This window comes from Undibacterium sp. MH2W, assembly GCF_049340215.1.
Lineage (GTDB): Bacteria > Pseudomonadota > Gammaproteobacteria > Burkholderiales > Burkholderiaceae_D > Undibacterium.
Genome location: NZ_JBMPPA010000004.1, coordinates 148,226 through 166,865, shown reverse-complemented (window position 1 = coordinate 166,865; position 18,640 = coordinate 148,226). Strand labels below are relative to the sequence as shown.

Below are 18,640 nucleotides of genomic sequence, written 5' to 3'. Positions count from 1 at the left end.
TATTTCCTAAAATAAACCTTTTTTCACCTTTATTTGCGTCAAACCAAGTGTTGCCTATCACACGGACTGCTATGATAGGAGAAAGTAATTTAAGTTTAGTCTTACCTTCAAGGAGTAAATTCCGTGTTAGTCATTGTTGGCTATATTGTCGTAATGGGTTCGGTGTTTGGCGGTTTTGCCATGGCTGGCGGCCATTTGGCCGTGTTATTTCAACCACTAGAATTATTGATGATTGGTGGTGCTGCCGTTGGTGCGTCATTGGTCGGGAATAACGCGAAAAGCTTGAAGGCGACATTGAAAGCGGTTCCTGGTGTTTTTAAAGGGTCGAAATATAACAAAGCCCTTTACATGGAACTGATGACCATGTTGTTCGATGTGCTTACGAAGGTCCGTAAAGAAGGATTGATGTCGATTGAGGGCGACATCGAAAAGCCAGAAGATAGTCCATTGTTCAGTAAATATACCGCCATTGTGCACGATCACCATTTGATGGAATTCATCGGTGATTATTTACGCTTGATGGTCTCAGGAAATATGGATGCGTTTCAGATTGAAAATCTGATGGATAACGAATTAGAAACGCATCATCATGAAGGTGCTGTTCCTGCGCACTTCATTGCGAAATTGGGTGATGGCTTGCCCGCGTTCGGTATCGTGGCCGCGGTGATGGGTGTGGTTCACACCATGGAATCGGTGGGTATTCCTCCAGCAGAGTTGGGTATTTTGATTGCCCACGCGTTGGTGGGTACTTTTCTTGGTATTTTGCTTGCTTATGGTTTCGTTGGTCCGTTGGCGGGCTTGATGGAGCAGCAACTGGATGAATCTTCGAAGACTTTCCAGTGTATTAAAGTGACGTTGCTGGCGAGTTTAAATGGATATGCGCCGGCACTCGCAGTGGAATTCGGTCGTAAAGTACTGTATTCGACAGAGCGTCCGACATTTAGTGAGCTCGAAGAACATATTAAACAATCCAAGTCTAAATAACGGGTAGTTGAGAGTAGAAAATGGCAAACGAAGAGTTACGCCCCATCATCGTCAAGCGAATTAAAAAAGCAGGTGGCGGCCATCATGGTGGCGCATGGAAGATTGCTTACGCTGACTTTGTGACAGCGATGATGGCGTTCTTTTTGCTGATGTGGTTGTTGGGCTCAACTGCCAAGGGTAACTTACAAGGTATCGCCGAATATTTTCAAACACCTTTGAAGGTGGCAATGGCGGGTGGCGATGGTAGTGGCGATAGCTCGAGTGTAATCAAAGGGGGTGGTAAGGATTTGAGTTTGCGCGAAGGTCAAAATCGTAAAGGTGACATTGAAGCGCAAAAAAAATCCTACAATCTTCAAGCGGCAGAGGCTGCACTTGCTAAAGCTGATGCCGAGCGACTGAAGGGTTTAAAGGCAAGAATTGAGGCTGTCATTGAGTCAAACCCAGTGTTAAAGCAATACAAAAAGCAGTTGCTACTTGATATTACTACTGAAGGTTTAAGGATTCAGATGGTGGACGAGTTAAACAGACCCATGTTTGCCTCTGCAAAAGCTGATTTACAGCCATATACGAAAGAAATTCTCCACGAAATAGGTAAAGCGCTCAATGATGTGCCGAATAAAATTAGTTTATCAGGGCATACTGATGCTGCGCCGTACGGTTTGGGAGAAAAGGGCTATAGTAACTGGGAATTATCTGCAGATCGCGCCAATGCGTCTCGGAGAGAGTTGGTCTACGGTGGAATGGACGAAACAAAAGTATTACGCGTGGTTGGTTTGTCGTCGTCAGTGTTGTTTGATAAGGATGATCCATTAAATCCAATTAATCGTCGTATCAGTATTATCGTAATGAATAAAAAAGCCGAAGAGTCTGCGTCACAGGATGGTGGTTCTGTTGAGGTGACAAGTCAGGCAGATTCGAGTGCGGAAGTCTCTGCGAATCCCGGAAAATAATCTTTTGAGCCGTATTGATGGCTTGAATTATGCAAATAGGATGCTGAAGATGTCCAAAAAGAAAATGTTGGGATCTCAAGTAAAGGAATTGCTGGCTGGGGTCTCTGATCATGGCAGTGCTCACCTTTCTGAGGTAGAGACTGATTTGGCACAAACAGCTCTGTTACTCGGTGAAGCGATCGAAAAACTTGGCATTAGTTTTTTGGCGCTGCACTCGGCCGTATTAAAAGAACAGGACGAGATCAATATCATTATCGACTCAGGTACGGTGTCTGAGGGGAGTATCGGGCGTCTCAAGGAGATTCAGCAAGAAATTGCCCAGCATGTGAATGCGGCAGTGACGTCATTGCAATTTCAGGATCTCACCAGTCAACTCATTTCCAGAACGATGCAGCGTTGTGAGGGCCTCAGAGAAGTATTGACGACTCTTGGTGTCGTTGGGAACGATCTTTCGTCAGAGTCAGAGAATGACGATATTGCTTCCTTATTAAAAGAAACGACAGTGCGCCTAGAGAAGCAGAGCGCCGATTTGCAGGGACTTTTAAGAAAAGCTGTGCATCAGAAACAGCTAGACAGTGGCGATATAGAACTATTTTGATTTACAAAGAACTCTCAAGGTATATTGCCTTTAATTAAAAAAAAACGGAGTATTTATGGCCAAGACAATTTTAGCGGTGGACGACTCTGGCTCATTGAGACAGATGGTTGCTTTTAGTTTGAAGGCGGCGGGCTATCAAGTGATTGAGGCGGTGGATGGTCAGGATGGCCTTGAAAAAGCGCGAAATCAAGTCGTCGATCTTGTGTTGACAGACCAAAATATGCCACGTATGGATGGGTTGACACTCATTAAGTCATTACGAGGTTTGCCGACCTATCAGCGGGTGCCCATTCTGATGCTGACGACAGAATCGAGTGATGATATGAAAGCAAAAGGTCGTGCCGCTGGCGCAAACGGTTGGCTCGTTAAACCTTTCGATCCTCAAAAGCTCACTGAAGTTGTCAAAAAAGTGATCGGCTAAAGATCGTGTTTTTGCACTCTTGCGTTACCAATGTAAATCTCGGAGTTAATAATGACGATTGACATGAGTCAGTTTTTCCAGGTCTTCTTTGATGAGGCGGACGAGCTTCTCGCAGAGAAGGAAAAATTGTTGCTTGCCGTCGATGTTTCCTCCCCTGATCCGGAAGATTTAAATGCGATCTTTCGTACAGCGCATTCTATCAAAGGTGGCGCATCGACCTTTGGTCTGAACGATATGACCGAAGTCACTCATGTACTTGAGTCTTTACTCGATAAGATCAGAAAAGGTGAGATGGCATTGACATCGGAACATGTCGATGCGTTTCTGATTGCTAAAGATATTCTTAAAATGCAGCTCGACGGTCACCGATTAGGAACGCCCGTTGATCAAGATGCTGTTGCTGATGTCAGAATGCTTCTGCAATCATTGTCGCAAGATACGCCGACGATGCCTCCGCCACCACTCCATGTGGAGGTTGTTGATCATGGCTCAGTGGTGTTCAAAGCAGCTTACAAAATTGAATTCCCAAAACTGAACGAAGATGATGCCAATGCGTTGATGGCCGAACTCGGGTTGTTAGGAAAAATTTCGCGTGGCGATGGGAGCGCTGACAAAGTCGAGCTTCACCTTCAGACGAATGAAGGCAAAGACGATATTATTTCCATTTGCTCTTTTATCTTAAATCCTGATTGTTTGTCGATTACTGAAGAAGCGCTTCCTCCCGAGCATGATGCGGCCTCGAATGCGCAATCAGAAGAAGATTTGGGGTATGGATTCTTCGAGCCGCTTGATGCCATGTTCCCTCCTCTTGAGGGCGAAGCAGAGAAAAAAGAGACTGCATCGAGTTCGCAGGCCATTACACAGCCGGTAGCGAACCCACAGGTCGAGAAGAAAATTGCAGTAAAAAAAGAAAATGACAAATCTCACGCTTCTCAAGAAGCGTCAACGATCCGCGTTGGTATTGAGAAAGTAGATCAACTCATCAACTTAATCGGCGAGTTGGTGATTACTCAAGCGATGCTTGAACAACGTACAAAGGACCTCGATCCCATCGCCAACGAGCGATTGCTCAACAGCGTTGCTCATCTGACCCGCAATACACGTGATTTGCAAGAAGCCGTCATGTCAATTCGCATGATGCCAATGGACTACGTCTTCTCACGCTTTCCTCGCATGGTGCGTGATCTTGCGACAAAACTGGGCAAAAAAGTCGAGTTTGTGACTTACGGTGCCTCCACAGAACTCGATAAGGGTTTAATTGAGCGCATCGTTGATCCATTGACCCATTTGGTTCGGAATAGTATCGATCACGGTATCGAAATGCCAGCAATGCGGAAGCAGGCTGGGAAGAGTGAAACTGGTCAATTGTCGCTGTCAGCCGTTCATCAAGGCGGTAACATCGTTATCGAGGTAAGCGATGATGGTGGTGGTTTGCACAGAGAGAAAATTTTGGCGAAAGCACGTCAGAATGGATTGCCCGCACCCGATTCAATGACCGATGCAGAAGTCTGGCAGCTCATTTTTGCTCCTGGATTTTCGACGGCGGAAATTGTTACTGATGTTTCTGGTCGCGGTGTCGGAATGGACGTGGTGAAGAGAAATATTACCGCCATGGGCGGCGTTGTTGACATTCGCTCGGCAAAAGGATTTGGAACGACCATTGTTATCTCATTGCCACTCACGCTCGCGATTCTCGACGGAATGTCAATCAAGTTGGGCGAAGAGATCTATATCTTGCCGTTGGGCTTTGTCGTGGAGTCAATGCAGCCGGCGAAAGAAGATGTGAAAGACGTCAATGGCAAGGGCAGGGTAATTAAGGTGCGCGATGAATATTTACCACTCGTACCTCTATACCAGCGGTTTGATATTGCCCCCAAATTTACTGACCCCTCCGACGGTATTGTCGTGATTGTTGAAGTCGATGGCAAAAAAGCCGCATTATTTGTTGATGATCTTGTCGGACAGCAACAAGTTGTTGTAAAAAATATCGAATCGAATTATAAAAAAATACCAGGAATTTCTGGTGCAACGATTTTAGGTGATGGCGGGGTGGCGTTTATTCTTGATGTCTCCGCACTGATCCGCTCAGTAAAGTAGTTTTGAATTAGTCAACATATTTATACGAAGGACAAGAAATGTCGCAAGCTCCACAATCTCTTAATGATCAGAATTCGCAGAACAGCCACGCGGCGACGGATATATCCGGTCACGAATTTCTCGCATTTACATTAGGGAATGAAGAGTATGGCATCGACATTCTCAAAGTGCAGGAAATTCGAGGTTATGAGGCGGTGACTCGCATCGCAAACGCGCCGGAATTTTTAAAGGGCGTTATTAACTTGCGCGGCATTATTGTTCCAGTGGTTGATATGCGCATTAAATTCAATCTTGGTACGCCAACTTATGATCAATTTACTGTGGTCATTATTTTGAATATTGAGGGCCGCATTGTTGGTATGGTCGTCGATAGTGTATCGGATGTAACAACGCTGTTGCCAGAGCAGGTGCGCCCAGCACCAGAAATGGGGACGACGTTTAATACCGAGTTCTTGATCGGCTTAGGTACTTTGGATGATCGCATGTTGATTTTGGTTGATATCGACAAATTAATGTCGAGCCCTGAAATGGGTTTGGTGGATCACGACATGTAACGGTTGCGTCAGTGTCTTGGTTTCAGCGAATTTTTTATAAGATTTAATGGGCTCAGATTTGTTTTCACTTTAGGAGGATACGTGTATGAACTTACGCAAACTTAAAATTGGCACACGATTGGCAGTTGGCTTTGCACTGATTCTCTTAGGTATTGTGATTGTGACGCTCATCGCCAATGCGATGAATGCGTCCAATCGTAAAGCTGTGGAGCAGAATCTGAGTCTTGCTAGTCAAAAACAAGCGCTTGCCAATGCAATGAAGAGTTCGCTGTACGAGGCTGGCATCGCAATGCGCAACATCGGTATTCAGTCGGATGTCGGTGAAATGCAAAAGGAAGAAGGAAAAGTACGCGCTCAACGCAAAGCATATGAAGATGCGAAAGAGAAAATCTCTTTACTCGGGCTCACTGAAGAAGAAAAAACCATCTTAAATGATGTCGCTAAGCTGGATAAAGAAAGTGAACAGCCTTTCAAAAATGCGGTAGGTCAAGCATTGGCGTTTAATGGCGAAGGGGCAGTAAAAATTATTACCTCCACGCTGGAGCCAATCAGCGTGAAATCCATCGCTGAGATTAATAAACTGGTCGATTTGCAAGATGCAAAAGCGAAATCGGTTTTTGAGTCTTCCGCGACGGCTAGTGCCAAACTCACCTACAGTTTATATTTCATTTTGGTCTGCGCCTTGGGTCTTGGTGCCTTCTTTGCTTGGTTTTTGACGAACAGCATTACAAAGCCATTGGCCGATGCCTTGGATCTCGCGGAGACCGTTGCCAGTGGCGACCTGAGAACACAGGTGGTTGTTGAGGGTGAAGACGAGGTTGCATTACTCCTAGGCGCATTAAAAAATATGAATGACAGCCTTGCTGCAACAGTCGGACAGGTGCGCATGGGTACGGAAACAATTACTGTGGCCTCGCAGGAAATTGCTTCTGGAAATGCTGATTTATCGAGCCGAACAGAATCACAAGCGAGTTCCTTGGAGGAAACCGCGAGCTCAATGGAGGAGCTGACAAGTACAGTTCGTCAGAACGCCGACAATGCACGCCAAGCGAATCAATTGGTTGTCTCTGCCTCTGGTGTAGCGGTAAAAGGTGGCGCGGTGGTGAGTCAGGTTGTCGAAACGATGGGCTCGATCAAAGAGAGTTCACGAAAGATCGTCGATATTATTGGTGTTATCGATGGGATTGCCTTCCAAACTAATATCTTGGCACTGAATGCAGCGGTAGAGGCGGCGCGGGCAGGTGAGCAAGGGCGTGGTTTTGCCGTCGTTGCCGCGGAAGTTCGTAACCTTGCACAACGCAGTGCTAGTGCTGCCAAGGAAATTAAATCGTTAATCGATGACTCTGTCGATAAGGTAGATCAAGGTGGCAGACTGGTCGATGAAGCTGGTAAAACAATGGATGAAATTGTGACGAGCGTCCAACATGTTGCTGACATCATGAGTGAAATCACAGCGGCAAGTCAGGAGCAAAGTGCAGGTATTGAGCAAGTCAATCTCGCTATTACGCAAATGGATGAGATGACGCAGCAAAATGCTGCTTTAGTAGAGCAAGCTGCAGCTGCAGCTGAAAGTATGGAGGAGCAGGCGGTAACGCTGGCGCAAGCCGTGAGTGTGTTTAAGTTGAATGGTACATCGCAGCCTCGTGCATTGTCAGCTTCCACTAAGCCCGCTCCAATAAAGCCGGCAAACCGAACGACAGTAAAAGCGCCAACAAAAGTGTTGACGTCTAACGCCGCTTCCGTCAAACCGTCCAAGCCACCTGTGACAAATGCTGGAGATAGTGAAGATGCGTGGGAAGAGTTTTAACGCGTCTCATTGAAGAGAAAACCATGTGGATCTATTGGATTGCAGTGAGATGCACTTGAATGATGCTTAAGGATAAAAATGGCAGCAAAAGAGAGGGTTGAGGGGACGAAGGAGTTTGATTTTAATGCGCGTGATTTTGATCGGGTCAGAGATCTGATTTATAAGCGTGCTGGAATCTCACTTGCTGATAGTAAACAAGAGATGGTTTACAGCCGCTTGGCGCGTCGTTTGCGTGCGACGGGATTGAATTCTTTCTCTGACTATCTCAATACACTAGAACGTGAGCCTGACAGTCAGGAGTGGGAGGCTTTTACCAACGCTCTGACGACCAATTTGACTTCGTTTTTCCGTGAAGAGCATCATTTCCCAATTCTGGCTGAGCACGTTCAAAAGAAAAAAGAACCGATTCAGATTTGGTGTTCGGCAAGTTCCACTGGCGAAGAACCGTATTCTATCGCGATGACTCTTTGTGAGGCGTTCGGCAGTATGCACCCTCCGGCGCAAATCATTGCGACAGATATTGATACGAATGTTTTAAATACTGCGGCGAAAGGTGTTTACAACATTGATCGAATTGAAAAGTTATCTGCAGAGCGCGTCAAAAAATTCTTTCTTAAAGGTAAGGGGGCGCAAGAAGGTCTTGTTCGTGTCCGTCAAGAGTTGCGCGATATGATTACTTTCAAGCAGCTCAATTTGTTAGATCATAGTTGGGCGTTGAAGGGGCCGTTCGATGCTATTTTTTGTCGCAACGTGATGATCTATTTTGACAAGCCTACCCAGGGCGCTATATTGAAAAAGTTTGTTCCCTTGATTAAGCCGGATGGTCTTTTATTTGCCGGACATTCAGAGAATTTTCTTTATGTTTCAGACGATTTTAAATTGCGTGGAAAAACCGTGTATGAGCTTGCTAGCTTGAGATCGGGTGGAAAATCCGGCGGCAGTCATCCACAAAAAGGTAGCCTATGAGCCAATTAAGTGAAGAGCATTTTGCAACGAATGTCTATTATGATCGGACATTCGATTGCGACGCCGCGAAAATTTTACCGGGTGAATTCTATTTCACGAACAAAGACATGCTCATTGTTACTGTGCTGGGTTCTTGCGTTTCGGCGTGCATTCGAGACAGGATATCGGGTGTCGGTGGTATGAATCACTTTATGCTTCCTGATACTGGTGGAGATGCCGATAATCCGGTCTCTGCATCAATGCGGTACGGCACCTACGCCATGGAAGTCTTAATTAATGAACTGCTCAAGGCAGGCGCAAAACGTGAAAACCTCGAAGCGAAAGTGTTTGGTGGAGGCAACGTATTGCGGGGATTTACCGCAATCAACGTCGGAGAGCGAAACGCAAAATTTGTCCTTGATTATCTCAAGGCGGAAAGAATGCGCGTGATTGCTGAAGATCTGAACGATATTTATCCTCGAAAGGTGTATTTTTTTCCTAAAACAGGCAAAGTGTTGGTAAAAAAACTCAAAGTTGAACACAACGATACGCTAAAACGACGCGAACAAGATTATGCTAGCCGTTTGAAATCGACATCTGTTGGCGGTGATGTTGATTTGTTTTGATTTGATGAAATGATTAACGCGGTCGCATGCTTGGAGTTACGGGGTTTTAATAATGAAGATAAAAGTTTTAATCGTCGATGATTCGGCGCTGATTCGCAGTGTGATGAGTGAAATTATTGGTAGTCAACCCGACATGGAGGTTGTTGGCGTTGCGCCTGATCCTCTGGTCGCACGAGAACTGATAAAGCAAACAAACCCAGATGTTCTGACGCTTGACGTCGAAATGCCGAAAATGGATGGTCTCGACTTCTTAGAGAGATTAATGCGTTTGCGGCCGATGCCCGTCATTATGGTGTCGTCGTTGACTGAGCGTGGCTCGGAGATCACAATGCGGGCGCTGGAATTAGGTGCCATCGATTTTGTAACCAAGCCAAAGCTCTCAATTCAGAGCGGAATGCTTGAGTATGCCGAGTTGATAGCTGATAAAATCCGTATTGCTTCAAAGGCAAAAATTCGTCCGAGAATCACTAGCGTTGCAGGACAGACTAAAACAACACAAGATTCGCTCCCTTTGGTCAGAAATCCTTTGACCAGTAGTGAGAAACTCATCATCATTGGAGCATCCACCGGTGGTACTGAGGCAATAAAAAACTTTCTCGTTCAAATGCCCTCTGATTGCCCCGGTATTTTGATAACGCAGCACATGCCTGAAGGTTTCACGCGATCATTCGCGAAACGTCTGGATGGATTGTGCAAGATTTCCGTTTCTGAAGCAGCTGGAGGAGAGCGGGTATTACCAGGGCACGCATACATCGCACCAGGACATTCCCATCTATTGTTGGGCCGGAGTGGAGCAAACTATGTCACGCAGCTTGATGCGAGTGAGCCTGTTAATCGTCATCGTCCCTCTGTTGATGTGCTATTTAGATCCGCAGCAACGTTTGCTGGTAAGAATGCAGTTGGCGTCATTCTGACTGGGATGGGGAAAGACGGTGCCGCAGGAATGCTCGAGATGAAAAATGCAGGTGCGTATAATTTCGCCCAAGACGAAGCAAGTTGCGTTGTGTTTGGTATGCCTAGAGAGGCAATCGCTGTAGGTGCTACGCATGAAGTTGCAGCATTAAATGATCTGCCAACGAAAGTTTTACACTACCTCGCATTACAAGGAAGCCGTGCTTTAAGGGTTTAAATTACAAGAAATGATGCTTTGCTGCAATTTCAACACCTTTTAAACTTAATTTGACCGATAATACTAATAACTGTATTTAAAGAAATAGTGGAGTAATTCATGGCTGATCAAAATCTGAAATTTTTAGTTGTCGATGACTTTTCTACCATGCGTCGCATTGTACGAAATCTGCTCAAAGAATTGGGTTATACCAATGTGGATGAGGCAGAAGACGGCGCAATGGGACTCGCTAAGTTGAAAAATGGCGACTTCGATTTCGTTATCTCCGACTGGAATATGCCAAATATGGACGGACTGACGATGTTGCAGCATATTCGTGCTGACCCTGCATTGTCTAAGTTACCGGTACTGATGGTGACTGCGGAAGCAAAAAAAGAAAACATTATCGCTGCTGCACAAGCGGGTGCGAATGGCTATGTCGTGAAGCCTTTCACTGCTGCCACTTTGGATGAGAAATTATCTAAAATCTTCGAAAAACTCGGCAAAAGTGCATGATTGGATTTGTAAAGTACTGGGGGCAATATGAGTCAAATTAGTCAGCCAACTACTCAACAAGAAGATCTGCTCTCCAGAGTTGGACATATGACGCGGCTGCTGCATGACAGCCTGCGTGGTCTTGGTCTTGATAAGTTGCTCGAGCGTGCAGCGGAGGATATTCCGGATGCACGTGACCGTTTAGATTATGTGGCGCGAATGTCAGAGCAGGCCGCGCAACGTGTTTTGAATGCCACTGATATCGCTATTCCTTTGCAAGAAAAGCTTGACGAAGAAGCAAAAAGAATCCGTGGCTCTTTGGAATCCTTGCTGGTGCGCTCTGCTTCTCCTGAAGAATATCAATTTGCCACCAAAGACGTATTACAGTATTTGAATATCGTAAGTAGTCACAGTGTCGAGACGAAAGCGCATCTGATGGATATCATGATGGCGCAAGATTTTCAGGATTTGACTGGTCAGGTGATCAAAAAGGTTACTAGTCTTGCGCAGAATCTTGAACAGCAGCTTGTTCAGCTCTTAATCGACTATTCGCCGAACGAGATAAAGAAAGAAGTGACCGACGGCTTACTCAACGGCCCACAGATCAATCCTGAGGGTAAAGCTGATGTCGTTGCCAACCAAAGTCAAGTGGACGATTTGCTCGATAGCCTCGGTTTTTAACTTGACGCGGCACCGACACCTAATACAAAAGCAAAGTCGACATGATTGAAGATAATTTCATCTTACGGGAACCATTACTTGATCCTAAGCAAAGAGTAATCGGTTTCCAGTTTTCTTGGTTGCAAAAAGATCCCAACGCAGACGTGAGTGTCGCAGAACTCGATCATTTGCTCGAGTTCGTAGCCGGCCATTTAACTAACGATGATGAAGAGTATTTGCTCGGCAATAGTCTGATTTTCATCGAGGCGGCGCCTGAATTACTTGTCGCTGAAGGCTTAAGATTATTCCCTGCCGATAAGACGGTTCTGATTCTGCACAAAAAACACTTCGCCGTTGAGGGAGCTCTCGATGCTGTAAAGCAACTCCGGGCACTCGGGTTTGGGATTTGCTTACGCGGCGCAGAGATAACGACGCTAGAACGATCGTTTTTTGCGCATGTGACGCACATTGAAGTGAAGTTAAATGCGTCAAATTTTGCTTCGCAGGCCAAAGTGTACGGCTCTTTGAAGCAATCTTCCGTGAAAATGGTGGCGCGAAACGTGTCCACCTGGCAGGATTTTGATGCGTGTTCAGCATTGGGGTTGGATAGTTTTGTAGGTAAGCTGCATCTCACTCCGCGCCCAAGTTCTGGGCCTAAAGCGCTGAATTCATCCCAAACTACTATTCTTCAGTTAATGGAGATGGTGAGAAAAAATGCGGACATTCAGCAATTAGAAATGGTCGTCAAACGCGACCCTACCTTGGCGTATAAATTGTTGCGCTATATTAATTCTGCTGGATTTGGTTTGCGGACTGAAATTCAGTCCCTGAAACACGCAGTTCAGATGCTCGGTTATAGCCCTCTGTACCGATGGTTGACGGTGTTGCTGGCAACAGCGAGTACGAGCGGCTATTCACCAGTCTTGCTTGAGACCGCTATTGTTCGGGGGCGATTTGCTGAAATTTTAGGGCAAATGAAAATGTCAAAAGCAGAAGCAGAGAACTTGTTTGTCGCTGGAATGTTCTCATTGCTTGACCGTTTGCTCGGATTGCCAATGGAAGAGGTGTTGTCATCTATTCAGTTACCCGAAGTGGTTACTGAGGCGCTGATTTCTCGGGGTGGGGTATATGGTCCTTTCCTTGCGCTTGCTGAAGCTTGCGAGCTCAACAGTGCGCTGGTTGGTTCGCTTGCCGAATCTGTCAAAATCTCTGCTGAAGACGTCAATTCAGCCCATTTGGCTGCTCTTGTGTGGTCAAAGAATGTGGTTGTTGCCGCGTAACGTTGATAAAGATTAATAAAGGCAAGCCTACGGGCTTGCTTTTTTTATTACTAACCGTACCACTTTCCCACTGCCTTGAGGAGATTTCTGGTCGGCATGGCGCGAGTGGTTTATACTTCCGCTTTTATTGTAGTAATAAATTTGTAAAATCTATTTCTATTTTTTGAATGCAGACAGCACAGCCTAAACGACTTCCCACTATACCACTTTGGCTGGTGTGGATCGTTGCCGTCTATTTTGTCGGTTTTGGACTTGGTGGCTACGCAGTATTGGACAATAACGAAGGTCTCTACGCAGAAATTTCAAGAGAAATGCTGCACTCTGGTGACTGGACGCAGTGGATCATTCCTCATTTGAATGGTCTTTCTTACATGGAGAAGCCCCCGTTGCTGTACTGGTTTACAGCGTTCTCATTTGCTGTTTTTGGCGAGGCTGAATGGGTCGTTCGCCTCGTTCCTGCACTGGCTTGCTTAGCCTGTGTTGGGTGGATTCTGTGGTTTTCAAAAAAAATGAACCGAGAATCCGGTGGTCGCTTTGCCGCGATTGTTTTCGTTTCTGGCCTTGGCGTTACAGCAATGGCCCGTACATTGATGTTCGATATGTTGCTGACCTGTTTTCTGACAGGGGCAGTAATGCACGCTTACCTCTACCTCAATAGTAGAAAGCAAGCATTGTTGTACCGAACGATGGCGTTACTGGCGCTCGCATTATTGGCAAAAGGTTTTGTTTCCCTCATTTTGTTCACAGCTATCGTTGGCGCATATACATTGGTGAGCGCGACGTCGGTATCGGATTTTTTTAAACGTATCGGGGTGTGGTTTAACTGGCGGGGTATCGCTGTGTTTGTCGCTATATCAGCGCCTTGGCATATTGCTGCGATGTTGACCGAACCTATTTTTGCTTGGTTCTATTTTATCAACGAACATATCCTCCGCTTTCTTGGTAAACGTGAGCCACATGATTATTATGCCGGAGCATGGTGGTACTACTTGCCCCGCGCACTGATATTTTTATTCCCGTGGTCTCTTTTACTGCCAGCGACGTTGTTCGCACGAGCAAACAAGTTAAAAGATGGCAGTCTCCACCTGTTTCTTTTGATGTCTTGGCTGATGCCACTCTTGTTTTTCTCGGTGTCGAGTGCAAAAGCGAATTACTATCTCGTTGCCATCATGCCATTGGCAGCGATGCAACTTGCTTTCCTCGTTGAGGATAAGCTTGATCCGCAATCGTGGAGATCGATGGTTCCTGGGTTGATCTTGGCTGCCTTCTTTGGCGCTGGGGTCTATTGGTTTGTTGCGGCAAAGCATGAAGGACTTGATGGCATCATCGTCGCTGGTATGCCTGCTGCCCAGTTCAGCCTTTACTGCTTGGTTGCGATGTTGTTGGCCTCATCTGTTGCTGCTGTGGTGGCATGGAGGTCGAAACCAATCGGTGTCTGCGCTTACTTGCTCTTGCCGATATTGAGTTTGCCGATGTTGTTGCAGACGCTGACGGCGCTTGATGACTTTAATTCGACTAAGGCGACGGTGAATTTGATTCAACGCACCTATCCAGCGGGTGAGATCGTCCTTTTTCATGTCTTTGAGCAGCAGTCATCGCTCCCTTTCTATTTGAAAAAACCTGTCAGAATCGTTGAAAGCCATAGTAGCGATTTATTCTGGGGAAATAAATTGCACAAGAATAATATTGTGATGGACGATGCTGCGTTTGACAAAATCACTGAAACGCAAAAAGTGTCTTTGTTGGTTGTCAAACAAGATTTGTCAGAATTTAAACAAAAATCGTATGCTGACAAGTTTAAACTCGTGGCTCAACGCGGTAATACTTCCGTTTTTTCCAATTAAGTCCCCATTTTTGCGTGAATTAAACCTTGCCGTTCTGGAGTGCGCTAAGGCATCAAGGTATAATCACGGTTTTCTCGTCCAACCTGCGATAGTTTGAGAGAAACTGTCTCCCGCTATTGCCCAATACCTCTCACGCCATGTTGATATTGCCAGGCTCTAACGCCCTGTCTGCTTTCCGTACTTCCTCTCTTCTTCATCGTCTGCAAGAAGTTGACGCCAATATTGTGGGTGTCACCGCCAGATACCAACATTTTGTTGATGTCAGCGCCGCGTTGCAAGATAGCGAAATTGATCGCTTAAAAGCACTTCTTGTCTATGGCGAGGCGTTTAACGCGACAGAAGAAGGTGAAACCTTTGTCGTCATTCCGCGCTTGGGTACGATCTCCCCATGGGCAAGTAAGGCGACTGAAATTGCGCTCAATTGCGGTATGCCGCAGATCCGCCGGATCGAGCGCGGGATTAGCTATTTCGTGCAAATGAAAACAGGCTTTTTGGGTGGCGCAAAAGAGCTCAAAAAAGAGCATAGAGATGCCGTTGCTGCGCTATTGCATGACCGCATGACCGAAATGGTGTTAGGACACACCAATGAGGCGCAAGCGTTGTTCCATACGCTTGAAGCCAAGCCACTCGCCTATGTCGATATTTTGACGGGTGGTAAGGACGCATTGTTGGATGCGAATACAGAATTGGGTTTGGCTTTGTCGGAAGATGAAATCGACTATCTGGTTGACGCGTTTAATGTAGCAAAACGTAATCCCACTGACGTTGAATTGATGATGTTTGCACAGGCAAACAGTGAACATTGCCGCCATAAAATTTTCAATGCAGATTGGACAATCGACGGCGTCGCGCAGGAAAAGTCGCTGTTTAAAATGATCAAGAATACCCACGAATTGCATCCACAAGGCACCGTGGTTGCCTACAGTGATAATTCATCGATCATTGAAGGCGCGACTGTACAACGTTTTTATCCTAAGCACGGTGACGCCGGTAATGTGTACCAAGCTTCCGAAGAATTGACGCATATTCTGATGAAGGTTGAGACGCACAATCATCCAACGGCTATTTCTCCGTTTCCTGGCGCCTCAACGGGCGCTGGTGGCGAAATTCGTGATGAAGGTGCCACTGGGCGCGGTGCCAAGCCTAAAGCAGGTTTATGTGGCTTTACCGTGTCTAATTTACAGATTCCTGGCCATGTTCAAGCTTGGGAGAATAGAAGTGATGCCCAGTCCGGTGAAAAAGTCACCGAGGTCTATGGCAAACCTGATCGTATTGCGTCGCCATTGCAGATCATGGTGGATGGTCCACTCGGCGGTGCCGCGTTTAACAACGAATTTGGTCGTCCTAACTTAGGTGGTTACTTCCGTACGTACGAGCAAAATGTTGGTGGTACCGTGTATGGTTACCATAAGCCAATCATGATCGCGGGTGGTATCGGCAATATTTCTGCAAAACATACGTTGAAAAACGATTTACCAGTGGGAAGTCTGTTAATCCAGCTTGGTGGTCCAGGGATGCGCATTGGTATGGGCGGTAGTGCTGCGTCGTCGATGGCGACTGGTACCAACACCGCCGATCTTGATTTTGATTCTGTGCAACGTGGCAACCCAGAAATGGAACGTCGCGCACAAGAGGTGATCAACTCGTGCTGGCAAATGGGCGATGAAAATCCCATTTTATCGATTCACGATGTGGGCGCTGGTGGTTTATCTAACGCATTCCCAGAAATCACTAACGACGCGAAACGCGGCGCCATTTTTGATCTACGCAAAATCCACTTAGAAGAGAGTGGAATGGCACCAAAAGAGATTTGGAGTAATGAGTCTCAAGAACGCTACGTGTTGGCAATTGCGCCAGAAAGTTTGGAACTCTTCCGTGCTTTCTGCGAACGTGAGCGCTGCCCGTTTGCTGTTGTAGGCACGGCTACTGAAGAGCGTCAATTGAAGGTGATTGATCCAGAACACAATAATGCGCCGGTCGATATGCCGATGAATGTGTTGCTGGGTAAACCACCAAAAATGCATCGTATCGTTGAGCATGTTCAAAAAACCTTGGCACCATTGGATTTGACAGGCATTGACCTGCGTGAAGCAGCACAACGTATTCTGAGCCTGCCGACTGTTGCTGATAAGTCGTTCCTCATCACGATTGGTGATCGCTCAGTGGGTGCAACGACTGTGCGTGATCAAATGGTTGGTCCATGGCAGGTACCAGTGGCTGATTGCGCGGTCACGACGATGAGTTTTGAAGGCTATCTGGGTGAAGCGATGGCGATGGGTGAACGTACCCCATTGGCCGTGATTGACGCGCCGGCATCTGGTCGTATGGCCGTTGGTGAGGCGATTACGAATATCGCTGCAGCGCCAATCAGCCAAATTTCAGACATCAAATTGTCCGCTAACTGGATGGCCGCCTGTGGTCAGCCGGGTCAGGACGCCGAGTTATTTGACACCGTGAAAGCGGTCGGTATGGATCTTTGCCCTGCGCTCGGAATCAGTATTCCGGTCGGGAAAGATTCGCTATCGATGCGGACAACATGGAAAGAGGGAGATGAAAGTAAATCGGTCACTTCACCGATTTCCTTGATCATTTCTGCTTTCGCGCCGGTGTACGATGTACGGAAAACATTGACGCCACAAATTCGCCTTGATCAAGGTGACACGAGCCTGATCCTGATTGATTTGGGTCGCGGCAAAAATCGCCTCGGTGCATCTTGTTTTACGCAAGTGATGCAGACAATCGGTGATGAGGCACCTGATGTTGATAGTGCAGAGGATTTGAAGGCCTTCTTTGCCGCGATTCAACAACTCAATCGTGAAAATAAAGTACTCGCTTACCACGACCGTTCTGACGGTGGTTTATTCGCTACCTTATGTGAGATGGGCTTTGCAGGTCGTGCAGGCTTATCGATTAACCTCGACATTTTGACGATGGAAGCCGAGCATGCGGCTGATCAAGGTGATGCGAAAAATTGGGCGGGACAGGTTGCTGAACGTAGAAATGATTTAACGCTACGTGCTTTGTTTAATGAAGAGTTAGGTGCTGTTATCCAAGTTCGCACAGAGCAACGTTCTGAGGTGATGGATGTGCTGCGTGCACATCAATTGGGTGCTTGCAGTCATATTATTGGCAAAGCACATCAAGGTGAAACGATTGGCTTTATGCGTGACGCTAAGGAGATTTTCTCTGAGTCTCGCGCAGCCTTGCACCAGATCTGGAGTAAAACCAGTTGGCAAATCGCTCGTATGCGTGACAATCCAGCATGCGCTGATGCTGAATACGCTCGCATTGGAGATATCCAAGATCCAGGTATGCAGCCAAAGATTACTTTTGATTTGCAAGCTGATATTGCTGCGCCATTTATCGCGACAGGCGTTCGTCCAAAAGTGGCCATTTTGCGTGAGCAGGGTGTGAACTCGCACATCGAAACTGCGTACGTCATGCACAAATCCGGTTTTGAGTCGGTTGACGTTCACATGAGTGATCTGATTGCTGGCAGAGTGACACTGGCTGATTTTAAAGGCTTGATTGCGGTGGGTGGATTCTCGTATGGCGACGTATTAGGTGCGGGCGAGGGATGGGCGAAAACGATTCTGTTTAATGCCATGATGTCTGATCAGTTCTCTACATTCTTCCATCGCAACGATACATTTGGTCTCGGGATCTGTAACGGTTGCCAGATGATGAGTAATCTGAAGTCGATCATTCCTGGCGCGGAAGCATGGCCAAAATTCACTCGTAATAAATCTGAGCAATTTGAAGCACGATTTGCGATGGTAGAAGTACTTGAGTCATCATCTATTTTGTTTGATGGCATGGCGGGTACGCAGACGCCAATCGCCGTAGCACATGGTGAAGGTTTTGCTGATTTCTCCACGACAGGCGATATCAGTAAAGCGCAGGTAGCAATGCGATTTGTTGATAACCGTGGTCAGGCGACAGAAGCATATCCATTCAATCCAAACGGTTCGCCACAGGGTATTACTTCAGTGACAAATGCTGACGGACGATTTACGGTGATGATGCCACATGCGGAGCGTGTTTTCCGTACGGCGATTCACTCATGGCACCCAGATGATTGGGCAGATGATTCTCCTTGGATGCGCGTATTCCGTAATGCGCGTAAATGGGTAGGATAATCAGTCATCTGTTGTCGATGGAAGCACCAAAAAAAAGCTCTCGTTCTGAGAGCTTTTTTATGTTGCAAGTGGAGGTAAAGAGCGTATCGGAAAACAGAGAGAAGAGATTGTCGGTCTCTTCTCTTTGCTCTT

General features: G+C 46.5%; 15 protein-coding genes. All 15 read left to right on the top strand.

What is annotated here, in order from left to right; translation table 11 throughout:
• Positions 1 to 123 precede the first annotated feature (123 nt).
• The 15 genes from motA to purL all read left to right on the top strand — a co-directional run bounded on the left by motA (position 124) and on the right by purL (position 18,508).
• Positions 124 to 984, top strand: coding sequence for a flagellar motor stator protein MotA (gene motA / locus ACO0K2_RS11310; RefSeq protein WP_423018781.1), 861 nt, complete (start codon positions 124 to 126; stop codon positions 982 to 984).
• Between the two features lie 20 nt (positions 985 to 1,004).
• A complete protein-coding gene (gene motB / locus ACO0K2_RS11305) occupies positions 1,005 to 1,934 on the top strand; it encodes a flagellar motor protein MotB (RefSeq protein ID WP_423018779.1) in 930 nt (309 codons plus the stop codon).
• Between the two features lie 49 nt (positions 1,935 to 1,983).
• Complete coding sequence (locus tag ACO0K2_RS11300; RefSeq protein WP_423018777.1) at positions 1,984 to 2,532, top strand: chemotaxis protein; 549 nt, start codon at positions 1,984 to 1,986, stop codon at positions 2,530 to 2,532.
• A gap of 55 nt (positions 2,533 to 2,587) precedes the next feature.
• Positions 2,588 to 2,953, top strand: a complete 366-nt coding sequence (locus tag ACO0K2_RS11295) for a response regulator (protein WP_423018775.1) — start codon at positions 2,588 to 2,590, stop codon at positions 2,951 to 2,953.
• Positions 2,954 to 3,004: 51 nt separating this feature from the next.
• Positions 3,005 to 5,050: a chemotaxis protein CheA gene (cheA, locus tag ACO0K2_RS11290; protein WP_423018773.1), complete on the top strand. Its 2,046-nt coding sequence runs from the start codon at positions 3,005 to 3,007 to the stop codon at positions 5,048 to 5,050.
• Between the two features lie 38 nt (positions 5,051 to 5,088).
• Positions 5,089 to 5,604: a chemotaxis protein CheW gene (locus ACO0K2_RS11285; RefSeq protein ID WP_423018771.1), complete on the top strand. Its 516-nt coding sequence runs from the start codon at positions 5,089 to 5,091 to the stop codon at positions 5,602 to 5,604.
• An 85-nt stretch (positions 5,605 to 5,689) separates the two neighbouring features.
• Positions 5,690 to 7,411 (top strand): methyl-accepting chemotaxis protein, encoded by a 1,722-nt coding sequence (locus ACO0K2_RS11280; RefSeq protein ID WP_423018769.1) that lies wholly within the window; start codon positions 5,690 to 5,692, stop codon positions 7,409 to 7,411.
• Between the two features lie 78 nt (positions 7,412 to 7,489).
• The gene (locus tag ACO0K2_RS11275) at positions 7,490 to 8,377 is read left to right on the top strand and encodes a CheR family methyltransferase (RefSeq protein WP_423018767.1); all 888 of its coding nucleotides are present in this window, start codon (positions 7,490 to 7,492) and stop codon (positions 8,375 to 8,377) included.
• Positions 8,374 to 8,982, top strand: a complete 609-nt coding sequence (gene cheD, locus ACO0K2_RS11270) for a chemoreceptor glutamine deamidase CheD (RefSeq protein WP_423018765.1) — start codon at positions 8,374 to 8,376, stop codon at positions 8,980 to 8,982. The genes ACO0K2_RS11275 and cheD overlap by 4 nt, the downstream gene beginning before the upstream one ends.
• A gap of 52 nt (positions 8,983 to 9,034) precedes the next feature.
• Positions 9,035 to 10,111: a protein-glutamate methylesterase/protein-glutamine glutaminase gene (locus ACO0K2_RS11265; protein WP_423018763.1), complete on the top strand. Its 1,077-nt coding sequence runs from the start codon at positions 9,035 to 9,037 to the stop codon at positions 10,109 to 10,111.
• A gap of 99 nt (positions 10,112 to 10,210) precedes the next feature.
• Positions 10,211 to 10,606, top strand: coding sequence for a chemotaxis response regulator CheY (gene cheY, locus ACO0K2_RS11260; RefSeq protein ID WP_423018761.1), 396 nt, complete (start codon positions 10,211 to 10,213; stop codon positions 10,604 to 10,606).
• Positions 10,607 to 10,633: 27 nt separating this feature from the next.
• Positions 10,634 to 11,266, top strand: coding sequence for a protein phosphatase CheZ (gene cheZ, locus ACO0K2_RS11255; RefSeq protein ID WP_423018759.1), 633 nt, complete (start codon positions 10,634 to 10,636; stop codon positions 11,264 to 11,266).
• Positions 11,267 to 11,307: 41 nt separating this feature from the next.
• Positions 11,308 to 12,525: an EAL and HDOD domain-containing protein gene (locus tag ACO0K2_RS11250; RefSeq protein ID WP_423018757.1), complete on the top strand. Its 1,218-nt coding sequence runs from the start codon at positions 11,308 to 11,310 to the stop codon at positions 12,523 to 12,525.
• Between the two features lie 167 nt (positions 12,526 to 12,692).
• Positions 12,693 to 14,369, top strand: a complete 1,677-nt coding sequence (locus ACO0K2_RS11245) for a glycosyltransferase family 39 protein (protein WP_423018755.1) — start codon at positions 12,693 to 12,695, stop codon at positions 14,367 to 14,369.
• A 137-nt stretch (positions 14,370 to 14,506) separates the two neighbouring features.
• A complete protein-coding gene (purL, locus tag ACO0K2_RS11240) occupies positions 14,507 to 18,508 on the top strand; it encodes a phosphoribosylformylglycinamidine synthase (RefSeq protein ID WP_423018753.1) in 4,002 nt (1,333 codons plus the stop codon).
• Positions 18,509 to 18,640 lie beyond the last annotated feature (132 nt).

Coding starts and splice junctions, on each gene's coding strand:
- motB (WP_423018779.1), top strand. CDS start 1,005: ATGGCAAACGAAGAGTTACGCCCCATCATCGTCAAGCGAATTAAAAAA.
- ACO0K2_RS11300 (WP_423018777.1), top strand. CDS start 1,984: ATGTCCAAAAAGAAAATGTTGGGATCTCAAGTAAAGGAATTGCTGGCT.
- ACO0K2_RS11295 (WP_423018775.1), top strand. CDS start 2,588: ATGGCCAAGACAATTTTAGCGGTGGACGACTCTGGCTCATTGAGACAG.
- cheA (WP_423018773.1), top strand. CDS start 3,005: ATGACGATTGACATGAGTCAGTTTTTCCAGGTCTTCTTTGATGAGGCG.
- ACO0K2_RS11285 (WP_423018771.1), top strand. CDS start 5,089: ATGTCGCAAGCTCCACAATCTCTTAATGATCAGAATTCGCAGAACAGC.
- ACO0K2_RS11280 (WP_423018769.1), top strand. CDS start 5,690: ATGAACTTACGCAAACTTAAAATTGGCACACGATTGGCAGTTGGCTTT.
- ACO0K2_RS11275 (WP_423018767.1), top strand. CDS start 7,490: ATGGCAGCAAAAGAGAGGGTTGAGGGGACGAAGGAGTTTGATTTTAAT.
- cheD (WP_423018765.1), top strand. CDS start 8,374: ATGAGCCAATTAAGTGAAGAGCATTTTGCAACGAATGTCTATTATGAT.
- ACO0K2_RS11265 (WP_423018763.1), top strand. CDS start 9,035: ATGAAGATAAAAGTTTTAATCGTCGATGATTCGGCGCTGATTCGCAGT.
- cheY (WP_423018761.1), top strand. CDS start 10,211: ATGGCTGATCAAAATCTGAAATTTTTAGTTGTCGATGACTTTTCTACC.
- cheZ (WP_423018759.1), top strand. CDS start 10,634: ATGAGTCAAATTAGTCAGCCAACTACTCAACAAGAAGATCTGCTCTCC.
- ACO0K2_RS11250 (WP_423018757.1), top strand. CDS start 11,308: ATGATTGAAGATAATTTCATCTTACGGGAACCATTACTTGATCCTAAG.
- ACO0K2_RS11245 (WP_423018755.1), top strand. CDS start 12,693: ATGCAGACAGCACAGCCTAAACGACTTCCCACTATACCACTTTGGCTG.
- purL (WP_423018753.1), top strand. CDS start 14,507: ATGTTGATATTGCCAGGCTCTAACGCCCTGTCTGCTTTCCGTACTTCC.